The 20,054-nt window shown below is 41.9% G+C and carries 18 protein-coding genes; 8 read left to right on the top strand and 10 right to left on the bottom strand.

What is annotated here, in order from left to right:
* Positions 1-83: 83 nt before the first annotated feature.
* Both AMD27_RS02645 and mazG read right to left on the bottom strand, forming a co-directional pair.
* The gene (locus tag AMD27_RS02645; RefSeq protein WP_067655984.1) at positions 84-506 is read right to left on the bottom strand and encodes a ComEA family DNA-binding protein; all 423 of its coding nucleotides are present in this window, start codon (positions 504-506) and stop codon (positions 84-86) included.
* An 82-nt stretch (positions 507-588) separates the two neighbouring features.
* On the bottom strand, positions 589-1,350 hold the full coding sequence (mazG, locus tag AMD27_RS02640) for a nucleoside triphosphate pyrophosphohydrolase (protein WP_067655981.1): 762 nt from the start codon (positions 1,348-1,350) through the stop codon (positions 589-591).
* 122 nt (positions 1,351-1,472) lie between these two features.
* On the opposite strand from mazG, the gene AMD27_RS02635 reads away from it, so the two are divergent.
* Complete coding sequence (locus AMD27_RS02635; protein WP_067655978.1) at positions 1,473-2,249, top strand: SDR family oxidoreductase; 777 nt, start codon at positions 1,473-1,475, stop codon at positions 2,247-2,249.
* A 252-nt stretch (positions 2,250-2,501) separates the two neighbouring features.
* On the opposite strand, the gene AMD27_RS02630 is transcribed toward AMD27_RS02635, so the two are convergent.
* From AMD27_RS02630 to cysM, 4 genes are read right to left on the bottom strand one after another with little or no spacing between them, the layout of a single operon-like run.
* Positions 2,502-4,808: a RelA/SpoT family protein gene (locus tag AMD27_RS02630; protein WP_067655975.1), complete on the bottom strand. Its 2,307-nt coding sequence runs from the start codon at positions 4,806-4,808 to the stop codon at positions 2,502-2,504.
* 44 nt (positions 4,809-4,852) lie between these two features.
* Complete coding sequence (rlmD, locus tag AMD27_RS02625) at positions 4,853-6,235, bottom strand: 23S rRNA (uracil(1939)-C(5))-methyltransferase RlmD (protein ID WP_067655972.1); 1,383 nt, start codon at positions 6,233-6,235, stop codon at positions 4,853-4,855.
* A gap of 9 nt (positions 6,236-6,244) precedes the next feature.
* Positions 6,245-7,066, bottom strand: coding sequence for a 3'-5' exonuclease (locus tag AMD27_RS02620; RefSeq protein WP_067655969.1), 822 nt, complete (start codon positions 7,064-7,066; stop codon positions 6,245-6,247).
* Positions 7,067-7,083: 17 nt separating this feature from the next.
* The gene (gene cysM / locus AMD27_RS02615) at positions 7,084-8,004 is read right to left on the bottom strand and encodes a cysteine synthase CysM (RefSeq protein ID WP_067655965.1); all 921 of its coding nucleotides are present in this window, start codon (positions 8,002-8,004) and stop codon (positions 7,084-7,086) included.
* Between the two features lie 151 nt (positions 8,005-8,155).
* Here cysM and AMD27_RS02610 point away from each other — a divergent pair, with 151 nt between their 5' ends.
* The 5 genes from AMD27_RS02610 (at position 8,156) to rsfS (ending at position 14,065) form a co-directional block, all read left to right on the top strand.
* A complete protein-coding gene (locus tag AMD27_RS02610) occupies positions 8,156-10,960 on the top strand; it encodes a response regulator (RefSeq protein WP_067655963.1) in 2,805 nt (934 codons plus the stop codon).
* 128 nt (positions 10,961-11,088) lie between these two features.
* The gene (locus tag AMD27_RS02605; protein ID WP_067655960.1) at positions 11,089-11,877 is read left to right on the top strand and encodes a crotonase/enoyl-CoA hydratase family protein; all 789 of its coding nucleotides are present in this window, start codon (positions 11,089-11,091) and stop codon (positions 11,875-11,877) included.
* Between the two features lie 12 nt (positions 11,878-11,889).
* A complete protein-coding gene (locus AMD27_RS02600) occupies positions 11,890-12,756 on the top strand; it encodes an NAD(P)-dependent oxidoreductase (protein WP_067655956.1) in 867 nt (288 codons plus the stop codon).
* 31 nt (positions 12,757-12,787) lie between these two features.
* A complete protein-coding gene (locus AMD27_RS02595; RefSeq protein ID WP_067655953.1) occupies positions 12,788-13,570 on the top strand; it encodes a hydroxypyruvate isomerase family protein in 783 nt (260 codons plus the stop codon).
* 93 nt (positions 13,571-13,663) lie between these two features.
* Positions 13,664-14,065 (top strand): ribosome silencing factor, encoded by a 402-nt coding sequence (gene rsfS, locus AMD27_RS02590; RefSeq protein WP_067655950.1) that lies wholly within the window; start codon positions 13,664-13,666, stop codon positions 14,063-14,065.
* A 218-nt stretch (positions 14,066-14,283) separates the two neighbouring features.
* On the opposite strand, the gene AMD27_RS02585 is transcribed toward rsfS, so the two are convergent.
* Genes AMD27_RS02585 through AMD27_RS02575 form a run of 3 tightly spaced genes read right to left on the bottom strand, consistent with a single transcriptional unit; the run spans position 14,284 to position 17,192 of the window.
* Complete coding sequence (locus AMD27_RS02585; protein WP_067655947.1) at positions 14,284-15,726, bottom strand: NAD(P)(+) transhydrogenase (Re/Si-specific) subunit beta; 1,443 nt, start codon at positions 15,724-15,726, stop codon at positions 14,284-14,286.
* A gap of 3 nt (positions 15,727-15,729) precedes the next feature.
* Positions 15,730-16,053, bottom strand: a complete 324-nt coding sequence (locus AMD27_RS02580; protein ID WP_067655944.1) for a proton-translocating transhydrogenase family protein — start codon at positions 16,051-16,053, stop codon at positions 15,730-15,732.
* Between the two features lie 11 nt (positions 16,054-16,064).
* Positions 16,065-17,192 (bottom strand): Re/Si-specific NAD(P)(+) transhydrogenase subunit alpha, encoded by a 1,128-nt coding sequence (locus tag AMD27_RS02575; RefSeq protein ID WP_067655941.1) that lies wholly within the window; start codon positions 17,190-17,192, stop codon positions 16,065-16,067.
* A gap of 861 nt (positions 17,193-18,053) precedes the next feature.
* On the opposite strand from AMD27_RS02575, the gene AMD27_RS02570 reads away from it, so the two are divergent.
* The gene (locus AMD27_RS02570) at positions 18,054-18,980 is read left to right on the top strand and encodes a DMT family transporter (protein WP_067655938.1); all 927 of its coding nucleotides are present in this window, start codon (positions 18,054-18,056) and stop codon (positions 18,978-18,980) included.
* Between the two features lie 25 nt (positions 18,981-19,005).
* Here AMD27_RS02570 and soxR read toward each other — a convergent pair whose 3' ends face one another.
* Positions 19,006-19,515, bottom strand: coding sequence for a redox-sensitive transcriptional activator SoxR (gene soxR, locus AMD27_RS02565; RefSeq protein ID WP_067655935.1), 510 nt, complete (start codon positions 19,513-19,515; stop codon positions 19,006-19,008).
* A 72-nt stretch (positions 19,516-19,587) separates the two neighbouring features.
* Between soxR and AMD27_RS02560 the strand changes: the two genes are divergently transcribed.
* Positions 19,588-20,013, top strand: a complete 426-nt coding sequence (locus AMD27_RS02560; RefSeq protein ID WP_067655932.1) for a RidA family protein — start codon at positions 19,588-19,590, stop codon at positions 20,011-20,013.
* Positions 20,014-20,054 lie beyond the last annotated feature (41 nt).

Below are 20,054 nucleotides of genomic sequence, written 5' to 3'. Positions count from 1 at the left end.
TGGATGCTTTCTTTTAATTTTTTCGTATCCTGTGAGGGGGTTATTTCGATCAAAATGATCCTCGCAAACTCAGTGCTCATAGATCATAAACTGAGTTTAGCCTTGTTTTTTTCGAGCAATTTAGGACCAATCCCTTTTACATTTTGCAACTCATCAATCGATTTAAATTTTCCATTTTGCTGACGATACTGCACAATCGCCTGTGCTTTTCTCTCACCTACGCCATTTAATTGCTGTAACTCTGTAAGGCTCGCGTTATTTAAACTGATTTTCATGCCTGCATTTGCAGTATTTTGCGCGGATGAATTCGAGGCTTTGTTCTTAGAGGCATTGTTCTTCGATGATGAATGGGCAACAGAAGGTCTGGATAAATAATAGCGATCATCAACTTTTTTCAATTTGGCATCTTGCGCTTCTTGTTCGGCCTTCCATTTCAAATAGGATTGGTCAAATTGTTGAGCGCTGACAGAACTGCCCATACTGAACAAAATCATCAGCGCGCTCATATATAAAACATCAAATATAAGACTGAGTCTATTTTTGACTATTTTTCTTATTGTGGTGCTGTTCATCATGATTCAACTCGATTTATTTTAGTTGATGTTTAGCTTGCTCCCAGAAATAATCCATGTCTTGCAAACTCATCTCTTCGATATTAAGCCGTTGTTTTACAGCTTGATCTTCAATATACGTAAAGCGTGTTCTAAATTTATGGATCGTGCCCAGCAGTGCCCTTTCACTCGACACACCCAGTTTACGTCCAAGATTGATTAATGAAAATAAACAATCACCCAATTCATCCTGAATTTCATCGGAATTATTATGAAGTACAGCTTCATTTAACTCTGCCAATTCTTCTTCTAATTTCACGTAAGCATCTTGTGCAGTTTCAAAATCAAAACCAATTTTAGCTGCATTTTTTTGAATCTCCTGCGCTTGAATGAGTGCGGGTGCATGCTTAACCTTATCTAAACGTGATGACTTTTGAGCTTTCTTTTCCTCTTTTTTAATCTTCTGCCAAAGTGTAGCAACATCCTCTTGAGTCAATTGGTCAAATTGCTTCGCCTGAAAGACATGCGGATGCCTACGAATCAGTTTTTCTGAAATTGTATTGACCACATCCTGAAAATCAAATGCACCGCGCTCACTGTACATTTGTGCTTGGAACACCACTTGTAACAGTAAGTCTCCCAGTTCTTCTTTGACGTGCTCAGGATCGCCCTGACGTACCGCATCCTCAACCTCATAGGCTTCTTCAATGGCATATTGGGTCAAACTTTCTGGGGTTTGCGCCTGATCCCACGGACATTGATCTCTAAGTTGTTGCATGATGTCCAGTAATTTTTGCATGGCAATACCTGCGCCTTAAAACGAGTGAAATATAAAAAGGAATTACTTGAATAATCTGTATATTTTGTGCTCAACTGCGTTATATCAGGATCATTCAAGAATGATATAACAAGGAATCATACATGTCGCAGAGTATTTTTATTAGTGGTGCAGCACAAGGAATTGGTGCAGCCATTGCAGAGCTGTTTTATCACAAAGGCTATAAAGTCGGTATTTATGATATTAATACTGAGCAAGCAGACCACTTAGCACAGCGACTGGGCGAGCGCGCCCAAGCAGGCAAGCTCGATGTCGCAAATTATGCCGATTGGCAACAGGCACTTCAAGATTTCAATACTTGGGCAGGTGAAATTAACATTGTGGTTAATAATGCCGGTATTTTGTACTCGGGCGCTTTTGAAAACACCAATATCGAAGCACATCATCGCACCATCAATATTAATGTCAATGGGGTCTTGAACGGTTGCCATGCCGCATTTCCTTATCTCAAAAATGCTTCATTTTCCCGTATTATTAATCTCTCTTCTGCCTCTGCTATTTATGGTCAAGCAGATTTAGTGTCTTACTCCGCCAGTAAGTTTGCTGTGCGCGGGATCACTGAAGGCCTAGATGTAGAGTGGCAAAAATATGGGATTCGTGTTTTAGATATCATGCCACTTTTTGTACAAACTGCGATGGTGACAGATATGGATGCAGGCAGCATTCAGAATATGGGCGTCAATTTGAGTCCACAAGATGTGGCCAAGCAAATCTTTAAAACGGTTCAAGCCAAAGACACTTTTCTCACCGCTACACACCATACCGTGGGCATGAAAGCTGAAATGATGTACCACCTCTCTAGAATGAGTCCGCAGTGGATGAATCGGGTCAGTAATTTATTTTTAAGCAAAAGGAAATGATTTGATTTGATTTGCAAAACTTTGCTTGACTCACTTGTATTAAACCCTTGTATTAAAACCCAATTTAATCAGAATGCTGTTACAACAAATCAAGACGGCGGATTAAGCAAACATGAACCACATTGCCATCAAGTAAAGCGCTTAGCAATGTAAGATCTGACAGATCCAAGAAATTTAAAATCTAAGTGTTTTTTCTGAGCCATAAAAAAGCCTGCTTATGCAGGCTTTTTTATTTGAGACAATGCTTTAAAGTTAGTTTCCTTGCACCAAGCGTCTTGCGCTAATGATTCCCGGTTGCTGCTCTAAGCGCGCCAATAAACGAGACAATTGCGACAAACCTTTGACTTCAATCAATAGCTTCATATTGGCAATACCATCCATTTCCGAAATGGTATTCACTTGACGAATATTGATCTGATCTGAAAAAATCACTTGGGTTAAGTCTTTGAGTAGACCACGGCGGTCATAGGCTTCAACCACAATTTGCACACTTTGACCACGCGTTGGCTGCATTTCCCAATCGGCTTCAACCGCACGTTCAGGCTCTTGGCTGATCATCCGCACATAGTCAGGACAAGCCACCTTATGAATACTGACCCCACGGTTTAGCGTAATATAACCCGCGATCGATTCACCATGAACAGGCTGACAGCACTGCGCAATATGCAATTCAACATTGTCTAAGCCATCAATCAAAATACCATGTGCAGATAAAGTATGACTGGCACGTGGATTCAAGGTCGGTTTCAACACCAGTTCAGGTTCATCCTGATCCAGATGCATGTGACGATTAACTTGATTCATCAAGGCATGCAAACTAATGTCGCCACTGACCAAGGAGACCAAGATATCTTCACCCGTTTTGACATTGAAATGCGTGCAGTAGTCATTCAAATCAATACTTTTTGGGTGAATCGCCAAACGTGATAATTCTTTGGTGAGTAACTCACGTCCCACTTCTAGGTTTTTACTGCGGTCTTGCTGTCTAAACCAATGGCGAAGCTTATCGCGTGCACGCGCAGTTTTAATATAACCCAGCGAGTGTACCAACCAATCACGATTGGGCTCACGGTCTTTTTTGGTTAAAATCTCAACCTGCTCACCGGTTTTCAGCGTATAGGTCAGCGGCACATAGCGCTGATTAACCCGCGCGGCATAACACTTATTGCCCACTTCGGTATGCACGTGATAAGCAAAATCGAGTACGGTTGAATTGCGCGGTAATTCTTTAATATCACCATCACGACTAAAGACATAAATCTTTTCAAAGTCTTCAAAATCTTGAAGTTGTTCAAAGTTTTCTGCTTCATCTTCATTGGGATGCGCGCTACTCTCATTGCGCTCTTGATAATGTTCAAGCACAGAACGTAGCGAATGCAGACGATGATTAAATGAATAATCGGTATTCTTCGAGCCTTCTTTATAGTTGAAGTGCGAGCATACACCCAGCTCCGCTTCTTGATGCATTTCATGGGTACGAATCTGAATTTCTAAAGATTTGTTTTCAGCAATGACCGCGGTATGTAAGGAGCGATATCCATTGGCTTTCGGATTGGTAATGTAATCATCAAACTGATGCGGAATATGGCGCCAAATCTGATGCACAATGCCCAAAGTGTGATAACACTCAGGTACTTCCTTCACCAAGACACGTAAAGCACGAATGTCATATAGCTGATCAAAGCTCAAATTTTTGCTTTTCATTTTTCGATAAATCGAATAAATGTGCTTTACTCGTCCTGAAATTTCCGCCTCAATATCATATTCAGCCAGCTCAGTTTTGAGCTTATCGACCACAAACTGGATATAATGTTCACGCTCTAAACGCTTTTCATTCAGCAACGAAGCAATTTCTTTGTAGCGCTCTGGGGCCAAATAGCGAAAGGCTAAATCTTCGAGTTCCCACTTCAATTGAGCAATGCCCAACCGATGAGCCAGTGGTGAGTAAATGGTTAAAATCTCGCGTGCGACACGTTCCTGACGCTCACGTGAGGCGTGTGCAAGTTCACGTAACGAATAAGTACGTTCTGCAAGCTTGATCAATACAACACGTACATCTTCAGTGACTGAGATCAGCATTTTATAAATGCCAGTCAAATGTTCACGTTGATTGTTATTAAAGTGGTCTTCTAAACGTTTGTTTTTTTCAATCAGCTCTGAGAGTTTACCCATCGCCAAAGTGCCTTTGACGAGGTTATAAACATTCCCACCAAAGGATTTTTTAATGTCTTCAAGGGTGGTAATGCCTTCACGAACACTTCGGTAGAGCATGGCTGCAGATAAGGTGTCTTCATCTACATGCAAATGCGCCAAAATATCTGCCATCCCAAGCCCTGTTGCAAAGGTATGGGTTTTAAGATGAATGGTTGAAGCTAACTCTTTATTCAGTACCGTTTGAGCCACTTGTTCTAATTGTTTCAGTTCTGCACCGTCTAAAATTGCACGCGCACGGTCTAGCCAAGTTGCTAGTCCCAGTTGCGCTTCTGCGGCATGCTCTACAGTCGTTTCCTCAGACAATTCGTTGAATCGTCCAGGTAACTGCTCACGTACTGTGACCATACCCTTCTCCTTTCAATCTACTCTTCATTATATTCAATCAACACTTAGCATTCGCTTTTTTCAAATAAAGCAATCGACTCGACATGTCCTGTATGGGTAAACATATCCATGACGCCTGCTTTTTTGAGTTGGTATCCATGTTGGACTAAAATTCCAGCATCACGGGCTAATGTAGCAGGGTTACATGACACATAAACGATTTTTTTGGCATTAAAATTAGTCACATAGTGCATGATTTCTTCAGCTCCTGCGCGTGGCGGATCAATTAATAGTGCATCAAAACCTTGCTTTGCCCATACATGTTGCGAAAAATCCTGAGTTAAATCTTGCGCGTAAAATTTAACATTGGATATGCTATTTTTCAGTGCATTTTCTGTACCACGTCGTACCATCCCCTCGCTTCCTTCTACCGCGACGACTTCACCGTCCAAGCCTACTTTACGCGCCAAAGGCAAAGAAAAATTACCTAACCCACAGAACAGATCTAACACTCGTTCTCCACCTTGCAAACCTAGCAATTCACATGCCAGTTTCACCATCTGTGGATTGACACTCGGATTGACCTGAGTAAAGTCTGTGGGTTTAAAACCAAATTCAATTTGAAAATCATCTAAACGATAATGCAAACGCATCGCTGCATTTTCATCATCTACACGGTGCACACTGTCCGAACCTTGAGGTTGCAAATACAACTGCCAGTTCTTCTGTAACGCAAATTGCTTTAATAAGTTGACATCATTTTTATTCAATTTATTGATATGGCGGATCAATAAAGCAATCTCACGATCGCCTTTTGCCAATTCTACATGACCTAGGTCTGCTTTGCCTTTTAGACTTTCGAGTAATGCCTTGAGTTCAGGCAAAGCCTCATCTAAATCTTGCGCTAAAATTTTACAGGTGTGAATGTCGGTTAAACGATTGCTTTGCGCTTCACGAAAACCCATGATTAATTTGTCTTTATTGGGAATGTAACGCACCCCAATCCGAGCTTTATGTCGATAATCCACACGGGTCGAACGTAAGGGCTCAAGCCAGACCTCAGGCTGAATCCGAGCGAAATGCTCTAAATGTGACTGAAGCACGTCTTGTTTTAAGCGGATTTGCTCATCGGGTTGAATATGCTGCATATTACAGCCACCGCAGACGCCAAAGTGCGGACAAATCGGCTCAATACGATGCGGACTTGGCTCACCCACCAAACGCACACTGTCTGCTTCTTCGAGTTTTTTGGCTTGATGGGTAATCTGAGCTTCAACCGTTTCACCCGGTAAAGCATAACGAATGAAGACTTTTTTGCCATGCTTATCGCTGGGATGATCAGATCCTTCGGCATAGTGTGCGATCCCTCGCCCTTCATGTGAAAGTCTCTCAACTTTAAAAATATAACGGGGAAGCTGAGATGGGCGAGGAGATGCTCTATGTTTCAAAGAAATAACCTAATGTTGGGGTACAGGGAAATCTGATGCTGTAAAATCAGTTTGAATCGAACTTTCTTGCCAAACGCGCAAAAAATCTTTCTGCTGCGGCTGACCTTGTAAATAATGAATCGTGGCTTGAATCCATAAACGATGGTCTTCAGGCAAAATTTGCCCTTTGAGCAATAGGAAGCGCAAGTAAACCAACCACGTATTAAGCACATCACCTTCACAATAGCTGGTGAGTTCTAACCACTGCTGAGTGCGAACATATTCAGGAATATAATAGCCAGTCTTACCCCGTTTACCTGGATAACCCAGTAAGTAAGCAATGTCATCCAATTTTTGAAAATTACGCCCATTAAACATGGCCATTAAATCCATTAAATCGACATGACGATGGTGATAACGGTTCTGATAATTATTATAACGCTTTTGCGAATCAATTTCGCCTTGATCAAATAAACTCGGTGCAGAGAGTCCATGATACATGGCACGAAATAAAATCACAGGCAAATCAAATTGCGAACCATTCCAACTGATTAAAGTCGGATTGCGTTTATCAAAAATCGACAAAAATTTCTGTAAAATTTCAGCTTCAGACCACTGTTCTTGGCTAAATGAAAATAAGGTCATTACTCCTTTTTCATCAATCCACAGCCCTGAGATACAGACAATTTCATGTAAAGGTAAACGCTGAAACTCCGAACCAGATTCCTGACGGCGCAGCTTAGTTAAGGCACTGTCCAAACTCTCCTGAGGCAAATCTAAGCCGTATAAATGCGCTCCTGATTTGAGGTCGGTCAATGTTTCAATATCAAACACCAAAACAGGTAAGCGCATAATTTATTCTCTTTTCATTATTCTTCATCTTCAACAGAAAAAAGTCCTGTCGATAAATAGCGATCACCGCGATCACACACAATGCAGACAATCACAGCATCTGGATGCTGTTCAGCAATTTTCACTGAGGCCCACACTGCACCGCCAGAAGAAGTTCCGGCACTAATGCCTTCTTTTCGTGCCAGACTACGTGCGGTTTTCTCCGCTTCAATTTGCGGGATATCCATAATTTGATCAACACGCTTCGCATCAAAAATGGTCGGTAAATATTCTTGAGGCCAACGGCGAATACCGGCAATATTTGAACCTTCTGAAGGCTGTAAACCAATAATTTGAATATCAGGATTTTGTTCTTTCAAATATTTTGAAATCCCCATGATCGTGCCCGTGGTTCCCATGGAACTCACGAAATGGGTAATTTTACCTCCAGTTTGCTGCCAAATTTCAGGACCTGTGGTGAGATAATGCGCCTCAACATTGTCAGGATTTCCAAACTGGTTCAGTACCAAGCCTAATCCGTCTTTTTCCATCTGAAGCGCCATATCCCGCGCTTGTTCCATATTTTCAGCATCAATCAACTCTGCGCCATATGCCCGCATCGCGTCTTTACGCTCTTGGCTAGAACTTGCAGGCATGATCAGCTTCATTTGATAACCACGCATTGCTGCCACCATTGCCAGTGCAATGCCGGTATTTCCGCTGGTTGCCTCAATCAGTGTATCACCCAGTTTAATCTGTCCACGCTTTTCAGCTTGCATAATCATGTTATAGGCAGGACGATCTTTCACAGAACCTGCTGGATTATTCCCTTCCAGTTTTGCAAGTAGAGTCGCTTGAGTATGACTCGCCAGACGCTGCAGCCTGACCAATGGCGTTTTCCCGACATAATGGTCTAACAAAAATTCGTCTGCTAAGAAATCAGGTTGTGTGTTACTCATTATTTGCACCTAGATCGAGGTAGCGCTATTGTATGAAAAAAAGCACCCTTCTGCATTAACTTCACAGGCTTTTTATTGGATGTGATTAAAGCGCCGCCATTTTTATAAAGCATGCTAATATCCCCCAAATGGGGAATGGGTCACTCTACACATGTCGAATTTTAATAAAAAACTCTTCAATCGCTTAAAACTCAATCATGCGTATGGGCAACTTATTGCGCTCATTTTTGTGCCTATTGCGGTACTGGCAAGTGTGGGTTCTGCGCTGGTTTTAAGCGAAACATCCAATTCAGCAAAATCAGAACAAAAATTTGCAGCCAATGCGATTTTGAGTCGACATAAATACAGCACCGAACAAATTGTATTGATGCTGAATGCGTCCGAAGACCCGAAACAGCACACTTATGCGCAAAGCATTTTACAAAGAATGTTTAATGAAAAGTATTTAATCAGCGCTGCCATTTTAGATCAAAATCAAAAGAATTATTTAAGCTTTGGTTACCAGAGTGATCAGACTTGGCCTAAATTCCCCACTAAAAAAACATTTTTTGGTCCGATCCATGGTCGAAAAAATAATGTCTTTGGCATCAAGCTAGACACCCCCAATCAAAGCCCACGCTGGCTGGTGATTGAACTGGACAATCAGCCCTTGGCCATTTCACAATATCGTGTGTTTATCGTGCTGATTACCACCGGTTTACTGACGCTTTTACTGTTACTTTTGTGTTTAAATTTTTATTCAAGACGTTGGATTGCGCCGATGTACGAAATTCGTATGCAATTACAGCGTTTAAATGTCGACACGCTCGATCAGCATATGGTGATTAACAGTACTGGTGAGCTGAGACTGTTACAGCGTGACATTGCCAATGTGGTGAAACGATTACACTTTAGCTTTTTAGAACTCAAAGAACATACCGAACAAACTGAAGATGATTTACGTCGCACTTTAGATACGCTTGAAGTCCAAAACATTACCTATAAACAAGCCCGTGACCAAGCGATTTCATCCAACCAAGCCAAGTCTGTATTTCTGGCGAATATCAGTCATGAACTCAGAACACCACTGAACAGTATTGATGGTTTTATTCATTTACTGTTACGCCAAGACAATCTCAGCAATGATCAAAGTCTGTATTTGCAAACCATTCGAAAATCCTCTGCACATCTCTTGGCACTCATTAACGATGTATTAGACTTCTCTAAAATTGATGCAGGCAAACTTGAACTTGAAACGGCGCCATTCGATTTGGAAGAAGCCATTTTCGATGTCATGGACATGCTTTCTCCGCTGGCTGCACAAAAGCAAATTGATATGGCATTTTATTATGCTGACACTGTACCCAAACATGTCGTTGGTGATGCGCTACGCTTTAAGCAAGTGCTGACCAATCTGATTTCAAATGGGATTAAGTTCACCCCCGATGGTGAAATCATTGTGCGTGCGCGGATGGAACATGACGATATTGGACAATGTGTCCTGCATTTTAGTGTGCAAGACAGTGGTATTGGCTTAAGTGGAACAGACCGAAAACGTTTGTTTGAATCCTTTTCTCAAGGTGATGCATCCGTTACGCGTCAGTTTGGTGGAACAGGTTTGGGACTCGCAATTTCCAAACAATTGGTCAGCTTAATGCAGGGTCAAATTGGCTTTGAAGACAATCAAGAACGCGCACCCACTGAAAAAGGCTCCACTTTTTGGTTTACCGCTAAATTTAGCGTTGATGAAGAAGAAATTCTGCATCCAGTCTTTAAAGATATACACGTTGTCTCATATTTGGCACACCCTGCAACAGCCAATGTACTGCGTCATTATTTAGAAAACTATCAAGTACAACATACTGAATCGCCTTCTATTTTAGATTTATTCAGTCGCCTTAATTCGCAGAAACTTGATGCTGAAAACACATGGCTGATTGTGGATCACAGTGGCGATTCGGAAGCCTTACTCAAAGAAATTCGTGGGCGTTATCACGGTCATTTGGCGGTGTATGGCTATCAAATGGTATTAGATCTCAACATGCTCAATGAATACAAAGCGCGTCCATTGTATCAACCCTTAAGTCGCACTTCACTGATTCAACTGTTAGAAAATAAACCAGTCTTTGAGCTTGAACCCCATGATGATTTCAAAGCACTCGATCTCCACATTTTGGCGGTGGATGATCATTTACCGAACTTGATCGTCCTCGAAGCTTTACTCGGTGAAATTAATGTCCACACCACCAAAGCGCAAAGTGGGCAAGAGGCTTTACAGATCTTGCAAAAAGGAATTCAAAACAAAGAAAAACCGTTTGATTTAATTTTTATGGACATTCAAATGCCAGTGATGTCTGGAATTGATACCACCCGAGCCATTCGCTCACTAGAATCAACCATTGAAGGCATGCGTATTCCCATTATTGCGCTGACTGCACATGCTTTGGCTGATGAAAAACAAAAATTACTTAAAGTTGGCATGGATGACTATGTCACCAAGCCGATTCAAATGGATCAAATTATTCATATCTTGACGCAGTGGACCAGTGATAAATTTATCAGTCCACTGAAAACCCAAGACAAAGTGTTACGAATTGAAAGCTTAGACAGCAGTATTTTGGATTGGAATCAATCGATTCAATTGGCGGCCAATAAAGAAGATTTAGCCCAAGATTTATTGAAAATGCTAGTCGATAGCTTTCCGACCGAACTGCATGAAATTGAACAACTCATTGAAATGGAAGATTTCCCACAGCTCGAGCATGTTTTACATCGACTGTATGGCGCCACACGTTATGTGGGCACGCCGCAGCTGCAACAGATCACGGGTGAATTTGAACAATACCTATCAATTTTGCGTAAAGAAAGACGTAAAGCGGATGAGCATTTTATTCAAGGCACTTTCGATCGCTTGACTCAGCTACAACATGCGATTGAACAGGTTGAAAATGCAGCCAAGCATATCTTTAACGCATAAACCCGAATGTTCAATGTAGAAATGAATGCCTTGCCAAGCGGGCATTTTTGCGTGACTGCCCTGTCATGTCAGTCAGAAATACACATGCTATGCTTGACCCCCTGGAACAATAATCAAGAGTAGGAATCATGGCTTTACTGCGCATCGAAAAAAAGAATGGCATTGCAACGGTCTATTTGAACCGTCCTGATAAACGCAATGCGATGAGTTTTGCCCTATTACAAGAACTGGTGACCACCGCAAAAAAGATTCAAAAAGATCGAAGTATTCGCTGTGTGATTTTAACTGGTGAAGCATCTGTGTTTAGTGCGGGGATTGACCTTGCAGATTTAAACAATCCTAAGAATAGAGCCTATGCCGCTTGGGAGCTGATTAAACCCGGTCAGAGCTTATTTCAAAAAGCCTTTCTGATCTGGCAAGAACTTCCTGTTCCAGTCATTGCCGCAATTGAAGGTTACTGTTTTGGCGCAGGCATGCAGTTGGCACTGGCCGCAGATATTCGTATTGCCCACCCTCAAACGCAAATGTCGATTATGGAAACGCGCTGGGGCTTGGTGCCCGATATGGGCTTAACCCGTTCAATTAAAGGCATTATTGGGGTGGATTTAGCCAAAGAACTGTCACTCACGGCACGTATTTTTAATGCTGAATATGCCAAAGACATCGGTTTAGTCACGCATTTAGCCGAAACACCACTTGAGAAAGCTGAGCTTCTTGCCGAAGAAATGATGCAGCGCTCGCCAGATGCGCTTGCAGCGGTAAAACAGGTGCTCGATGCCATGGAGCACAGTCCGCAAAAATCTTTACGTTTAGAGAAAATTTGGCAGTTAAAACTTCTTTTGGGAAAAAACAGTCAAATTGCCCGCAAAAAAGACAAAAATCCAGACATCGAATTTTTACCTCGCCAATATAAATAACATAGGTGCAGCATGAGTTTGAGTGTGAAGAGCAAGATTGCTTTTTTAGGTATGGGTTTAATGGGTAGCCGTATGGCGACGCGTTTGATTCAAGCAGGTTATGAGGTTGCGGTATGGAACAGAACCGCCAGTGCCTGCGAGCCTTTAATCGATAACGGAGCTGAGGCGCTTCAACTGAATAACATTGCATCCTATCCCGTGATTTTACTGTGTCTGTCTGATGATCACGCTGTGCAAAGCGTTTTCGATCAAATCAAAAACTATTTACAGCCCGATCAAATTCTTGTGGATTTCTCCAGTCTGTCTGTGGGTAAAACCCAGGTTTTGGCAGAACAGGCTGATCAATACGGCGTAACATGGATTGACTCTCCTGTATCAGGTGGCACAGCAGGTGCGGAAAATGGCAGTTTGGTCGTTTTCGCAGGCGGTGATTCAGCCAAAATTGAACAATTAAGCTCAATTTATACTGTGCTCTCACAACGTGTGACACGCATGGGGGAAACAGGCACGGGGCAAGCCACCAAAATATGCAATCAGTTGATTGTTGCAGCAAATAGCACGCTCATTGCAGAGGCGGTAGCGCTGGCGCAGCAAGCAGGTGTAGATACCACCTTACTTGCCCCTGCACTAGCAGATGGTTTTGCAGACTCGAAACCCTTTCAAATTTTAGCGCCGCGTATGGCAGCGCATCAGTTTGAACCCGTGCAATGGAAAGTCAAAACGCTGTCTAAAGACTTGAACAATGCCGTTCAACTGGCGAAACAGTATGATTTAAATATTCCCGTTGCCAAGCAAGCTTTAGCACAGCTCGATGCGCATCAACAGCACGGGTTTGCTGAAACAGATTTAGCAACCATGATTCAACACGTCGAAAAATAACATTGACAACGCTTTTGCATGAGGCACTCACATGATTCAACTCGCGGTTAACTTATCCATGATTTTTACTGAAGTGCCACTGATCGAGCGCTTTGCGTTGGCGGCTAAACATGGATTTTCCACAGTTGAAATTCAGTTTCCTTATGAGCTCAGCATTGCTGATATTCGTACACAACTCGATCTGCACCATTTAACACTTTGTCTGATCAACGTCCCTGCTGGGGATTTGATGCAGGGAGGTAATGGCATAGCAGGGGTCCCTGGGGCCGAAGTTCAATTTAGCCAAGCGCTTGAGCTTGCCATTGAGTATGCAACGGCACTTGCTGTACCACAAGTGAATATTTTAGCAGGTAAACAACCTATTGATGCAGACCTGTTACCCTGTCTGAATACCCTCGCAAACAACTTAAAATATGCCTGTTTGAAACTGGCTCAATATCGCATTCAACCTGTGTTTGAAATGATCAATGGTATCGATATGCCTCGCTTCTTGATACAAAACATCGCACAAGCACAAGAAATGTTAGAAGCGGTACAACACCCTGCCTTGAAAATGCAGTTTGATTGCTACCATATGGCGATGATGCAAGAAAATGTACTGGACGCACTCAAAGAAAATATTGCACAGATTGGTCATATCCAGTTTGCAGACTGCCCGGGACGCCATCAACCCGACACAGCAGACATCCATTTTCAGGAAATTTTTGAGTATTTAAAGACAAGTTCATACTTAGGATATGTCGCCGCTGAATATAAACCCATATCAGATTCAGCTGCATCTTTTGCTTGGAAAAATAATTACTTTGCAAAATAAGCGCTTAATCAATTATTCAACGCTAAATTTGAATTTTTTACATAAAAGCGCTATAGTTATAGATTGAGTTATAGTCAGGAAAAAACACTTCTCATGAATTTAGAACCATCGCCCGGCGCTTCTAATTCTCACGAACTCTCAATGAATTCTCAATCTAAAGACGTACAAACTTGTTTGAAAGTTGTACAAGAGGCATTGCTAGACGTAAAAGCTAAAGATATCACGGTTATGGATATCAGTGCGATTAGTAATGTTGCGGATGCTATCGTGATTGCATCTGGCACATCTACCCGTCATGTGAAAGCATTGGCTAACAACGTTGCTGAAGAAGCACGTAAAGCTGGTTTTCGCCCGATTGGTGTCGAAGGTGAAAGCGATGCAGAATGGATCCTTGTTGATCTAGGTTTCGTTGTAGTTCATTTAATGCTTCCTACTGCACGTAAATTCTATGATCTAGAAAGCTTATGGCGCAATACAGCAGAATCTGTAGCGTAAAAAATTTTAAAAGCGACTTGAAGTCGCTTTTTTAATGTCTGCTCTAAAGACATTAAAAAATGTGAAATGCGAATACTGAAAATAAAAAACCACCCGAAGGTGGTTTTTTATTTTCTCTATAACTATTTACTGTAGATATTTTTAAGTTTCATCTTTGAAGAAAGACGAAGAGATACATCAGCCTTTCAGCGAAAAGTTAACCGATTAACATGCAAGTCTTAGTGACCATTCCCATTAATGGCTTTGGTCATATCTTCGACCACTTTCTTCGCATCACCAAAGATCATCATGGTCTTGTCGTTATAGAACAAGTCATTGTCTAAACCTGCATAACCTGTCGCCATAGAACGCTTGATCACCATAATGGTACGTGCTTTATGCGCCTCCAAAATTGGCATGCCATAGATCGGTGACGTTGGATCATCTTTTGCTGCAGGGTTAACCACATCATTCGCACCAATCACAAGCACAACATCCGTTGCTGGGAAGTCTGAGTTAATCTCATCCATTTCCAAGATGTCTTCATACGCGACATCCGCTTCAGCCAAAAGTACATTCATATGACCCGGCATACGACCTGCAACAGGGTGAATGGCAAAACGAACAGTCACCCCTTGTTCTTTCAACAAGTTTGCAAGCTCTTTCACGGCATTTTGTGCACGGCCTTGCGCCATACCATAACCTGGCACAATCACCACACTGTCCGCATTTGACATAAGGAAGCCAGCATCATCTGCAGAACCAGAGCGATGATTACGTTGAACTTTATCACCTGTATCCGCAACGACCGCTGTTCCACCCATTGCCCCCCCAAACAGTACATTGATGATTGAACGGTTCATAGCTTTACACATAATATAAGACAAAATTGCACCTGATGAACCCACCAGCGAACCTGCCACAATCAGCATATTGTTTTCTAAAGTAAAACCAATCCCTGCCGCAGCCCAACCTGAGAATGAGTTGAGGAGTGACACCACCACTGGCATATCACCACCACCCACCGGTGCAATCCACACCCAACCAAATGCAAGTGCAAGCCCCGTCATTACCCAGAAAGAATTTAGATTACCGGTCAAGAAGAAGTGAATACCAAAACCCAGCATCGCAAGGAAGATAACAGCTTGTACAGGTTTAACCCATGTTCCCGAAATGGTTTTTGCCCATTTTTTAGCAGCCAATTTACCATAGGCAAAAACTGAAGCCGTAAAGGTAATTGCACCAACAAAACAACCCACAAACAGTTCAAATAAATGAACGCGACTCATTTCATGAAAATCCACACCATTTGCAGAGAGCAAATCTGGACCCAATTCAATCAATTTATTGTTGTGAATAATCGCCGCAATTGCAATGAGTACCGCAGCCAAACCCACCAGTGAATGCATCAATGCCACGGTTTCAGGCATCTGCGTCATTGGAACAGTCCGTGCACGTGCAATACCCACAACAGCACCAAGCACCATTGCACCAACGATCATCCAAACCACAGGATTATCTGCGACAAAGAATGTGGTCAGTACTGCAATCGCCATAGCGATCATGCCGTAGCGGTTACCTTGAATGGCTGTTTTAGGACCAGATAAACCACGAAGCGTTAGAATGAAAAGAACAGCGCCAATAAGGTAAAACCAGTCTGCATAATCTCGAATAAATTCCATGGTTTAACCCTCTTTTTTCTTTTGCTTAGGTTTAAACATTTCGAGCATACGTGCAGTTACTGCAAAGCCACCAAAAATATTAATACTTGCCAAAAATACCGCAATTGCACCCAATACACTCACCACGTTAATGGTTTGAAAATCCACACTGCCCTCTACACCCATCACAGGTAAGCCCACAGTTTGAATCATCGCACCCACGATAATGATTGAAGAAAGTGCATTGGTCACTGCCATCAGTGGCGTATGTAATGCAGGCGTCACACCCCAAACCACGTAATAACCTACGAAGATTGCAAGGACAAAAATTGTAATTGTTTCAACCATGATTAGTCTCCTTAACCACGTTTTAACAGGACTTGACCGCTATGCGTGACAAGCAGTGCTTTCTGAATTTCATCTTCTTGATTGATCTTAAAATTCTTATCTTGATCAAAAAGCGTTTCTACAAAATTAAATACGTTACGTGCATACAAAGCTGAAGCTTCGGTCGACACGGTGGCTGGAATATTCGGAATACCCAAAATTTTCACGCCATTGGCAGTCACGACGTTTTCACCGCAAACAGAACCTTCAACGTTACCGCCAGATTCAACCGCCATATCTAAAATGACTGAACCCGGTTTCATTTTCGCAACAGTTTCCGCACGAATTAGACGCGGTGCATCACGACCCGGCAACAATGCCGTGGTAATCACAATATCTGCATTCGATACGGCTTTATCCACAATTGCAGCTTGATCCTTGATGTATTGCTCACCCGGCATCCAGCCATAACCATTTTTTGCCGCATCAGCTGCTTTTTGTTTTTCTTCATCAGACATGGGAACGTCAAGCCACTTACCACCGAGCGATTCCACTTGGTCACGTGCAGTTGGACGCAAATCTGTTGCTTCAACAATCGCACCTAAACGCTTCGCCGTTGCAATGGCTTGTAGACCTGCAACACCCACACCCATGATCACGACACGTGCGGGTTTAACTGTGCCTGCAGCAGTCATGAGCATAGGGAACATACGTTGGTATTCTGCTGCTGCCAACAGTACAGATTTATAGCCTGCCAAGTTGGCTTGAGAAGACAACACATCCATGTTTTGTGCACGAGAAAGTGTTCGAGGCAAAAGCTCAAGTGCAAATGCAGAGACATTTTGAGTCGCGAACTGTTCCAGTTCCGTATTTCGATAGGGATCAAACATCGCAACCACAGCAGTATTGGCTGCAAGCTTTTGAATTTCACTGCCTTGTGGTGCGCGAACTTTCAAAATCAATTGGCTACCGCTGTAGGCATCATCCACTAAGGTGGCGCCAACTTGTTCATACGCGCTATCAATATAGGCAGCTTTCACACCTGCACCACGTTGTATAAGCACTGTATGACCCGCACTAACGAGCTTCTTTACTGTTTCTGGCGTAGCGGCGATACGACTTTCACCGACGGCAGTTTCGGTAGGGATTCCGATCTGCATGAGCATTCCTCAAGCTAATTATTCTTAAAGTAAATGTTGCAAAACCGCAACATTCCCCCAGACGTTATTCATGTGAATTTTTGGATTCTAATTGAACTTTTTTAAAATACCACCCAATATTTATTTAATAAATACCATCATTTTGAACTGACAGGTTCATAAACATCATGAAAATATATATTCTATATCGTCTATTTTTTATCAACACTGACTATTCATAACACAAATTAAAGACCAAGAAATTGTTTAATTCTTATTCTGAGTCGATTTTTTGAGTGTAGGCAAATCGAATTGAAAAAGCGTTGATCTTTGTGACATTTTTTGACCTCAATTGGGCAAAGCTGTCAATCTCAATAACACCCCCTTAAACCCACTCATACCCAATGTTTCAGATAAGTTATATCCAAGCATTTGCTTTTGTGACAATTTCAACCAGTTTTAAATATTTTTATTGATCCAAATTTATTCAAATCTCTGTCAGATCGGTCAATTCATTGTTTTTGGCTATTCCACGCTACAAATATTTTTTCAGTGGCGAGTTGCACAGCCGTTGCTTTGAAAATTTGCTTTACAAAGCTCATGAAAAAGATTCAAAAAAGCTACTTTTGTATTTTTTAGATTGATATTCAAACGCATAGATGATTGTTTGCACCAAATAAGTGCAGCAAGTTAACAATTCAACGTACTAGGACATTAACCTACGTGCAAAAACAATTTAGATCATAATTTGAACCATCCATTCCTACAAGTTATGCAGTCGATCAATTTTTTGAATTTTTTATCTGGGTTCAATGCCCCTATACTGAAATTATCCGCTCAGTGGCTTAAGCTGAACTCGTCTAACTGATCTGGTTTACAGCAATGAACATCTCATTAAGCAAAACACAGTTAGGCTCTTTGTTCGCGATTGCCGCTGCATTCTTATTTAGCACCAAAGCCATATTTATTAAGCAAGCCTATGCACTGTCCCCTTTGGTTGATGGAACCACACTTTTAGCCTTACGCATGGCAAGCGCTTTGCCATTTTTTTTACTGCTGTGTTGGTTTAACCGTCAGCATAATCGCGGTATTCAACGTGCAGATTGGTTACTGTTAATTCTTGCGGGTCTTATCGGATATTACCTATCGAGCTGGTTAGATTTCATTGGTCTGATGTACATCAGTGCCTCGCTTGAACGCATTATTTTATTTTTATATCCCACATTAACTGTCATTGCATCGAGCATCATTTATAAGCAAGGGCTACGCTTAAAAAGCATCTTTGCCATTGCACTGAGCTATGGCGGTACGGTCATTGTGATGTTGCAAGAACAAAGCAATGTATCTCATGAGCGTCATTTTTGGCTGGGGGTGAGTTTTGTATTCGCCAGTGCAGTCAGCTTTGCTTGTTATTTATTGCTTACTCCTCGCCTCATTCAAAAGTTTGGTTCGTGGAACTTTACAGGTCTTGCCTTGACCGTTGCGTGTATAGGGACCCTCACCCATTACCTAATCGCAACACCCGACCCTATTGGACTGCTCGCTCAGCTCCCCTCGAGCGTGATCTGGTATGGCATCGCTTTAGGTTTGGCAGTGACAGTGTTACCGACTATTTTTGTGGCACAAAGTATCGCGCGCTTGGGTGCATCTCAAACTGCCATGATTGCATCTATTGGTCCTATTCTCACCATCATTTTAGCCACTTTGTTTCTAGGTGAAACGATGAATCATGTCCAATGGTTTGGCTGTGCCTTGAACATTATCGGGGTGATGATGATCACGCTATCCAAAAAGAAATTAGTTCATTAGTCCCGATATTTTTTGCTTTTAAGATTCACTTGGGATCATGCTTCGATTTATTAAGCGCTTTGTCTTGATCCAAACTTCCCACTTTAAGTAAAATCTCTCTAAAATGTACTCCTGCCGATTCGCGCCCCAGTTGATCTTCCGGATTACGTAAAGGACATTCGTCTTGAGATAAACACCCGCAGCCGATACACCAATCTAATTGGTTTCGCAGTTGTAAAAGATAAATGATTTTTGCGTCCAAGTCGTTTCGCCATTGCTTGGACATATTATGCCAATCTGTTTTACTCGCAATTTTATCTTTGGGTAATGCGCTAAAAGCCTTCTCCACTTCAGCCAAAGTCATACCGACCTGTTGAGCAATTTTGACAATTGCAATACGGCGTAACATTGCACGTTGATAGCGCCTCTGGTTACCTTCTGTTCTTAAACTCCAAATCAATTTTTTTTCTTCATAAAATCTAAGGTTAGGTACACTCACTCCACTACGTTGAGCCAACTCCCCAATGGTCATCCATTGTTTTAACTTTTCTTCCATATAAGGCTTGACCTCAGGTTAGCTTGAGCTTTGATACTAGCAAATACTTAAATCTCATTGATGGTTTTTTGTATGAACAATCCAAAGCAACAAAATAGCGCATTTAAGATCATTAACCCAGAAACGCTTTATGATCCTAAAGTTTATGGTTATAGCCATATTGCAGAAATCACCCATTTTTCAAGAATTATCCATATTTCGGGTCAAAGTGGAGAAGATACTCAAGGAAACTTATCTACTGTATTTCAAGATCAAGTACAACAAACATTTCTCAATATCAAACTTGTACTCAGCGCTGTAAACTGTATTTTTTCTGATGTGGCCGTATTAAAAATATTAGTGGTAAATCATAATAGTGAAAAACATGAAACCCTCATCAATCATGTTCGCGAAATATGGTCAGGTCTGGATTTTCCGACTTGTACACTTATTCCAGTTCCCTGTTTAGCTAAACCAGAGATGTTGATTGAAATTGATGCTACAGCGTATGCGAATTAAATCAGAGAAATAGCGGTTCAAATATAGGAAGTAATCTCGTT

The sequence above is a fragment of the Acinetobacter sp. TGL-Y2 genome, from assembly GCF_001612555.1.
GTDB lineage: Bacteria > Pseudomonadota > Gammaproteobacteria > Pseudomonadales > Moraxellaceae > Acinetobacter.
Note: the sequence above shows the minus strand (reverse complement) of the source record. Positions and strands in the feature narration are given on the sequence as shown.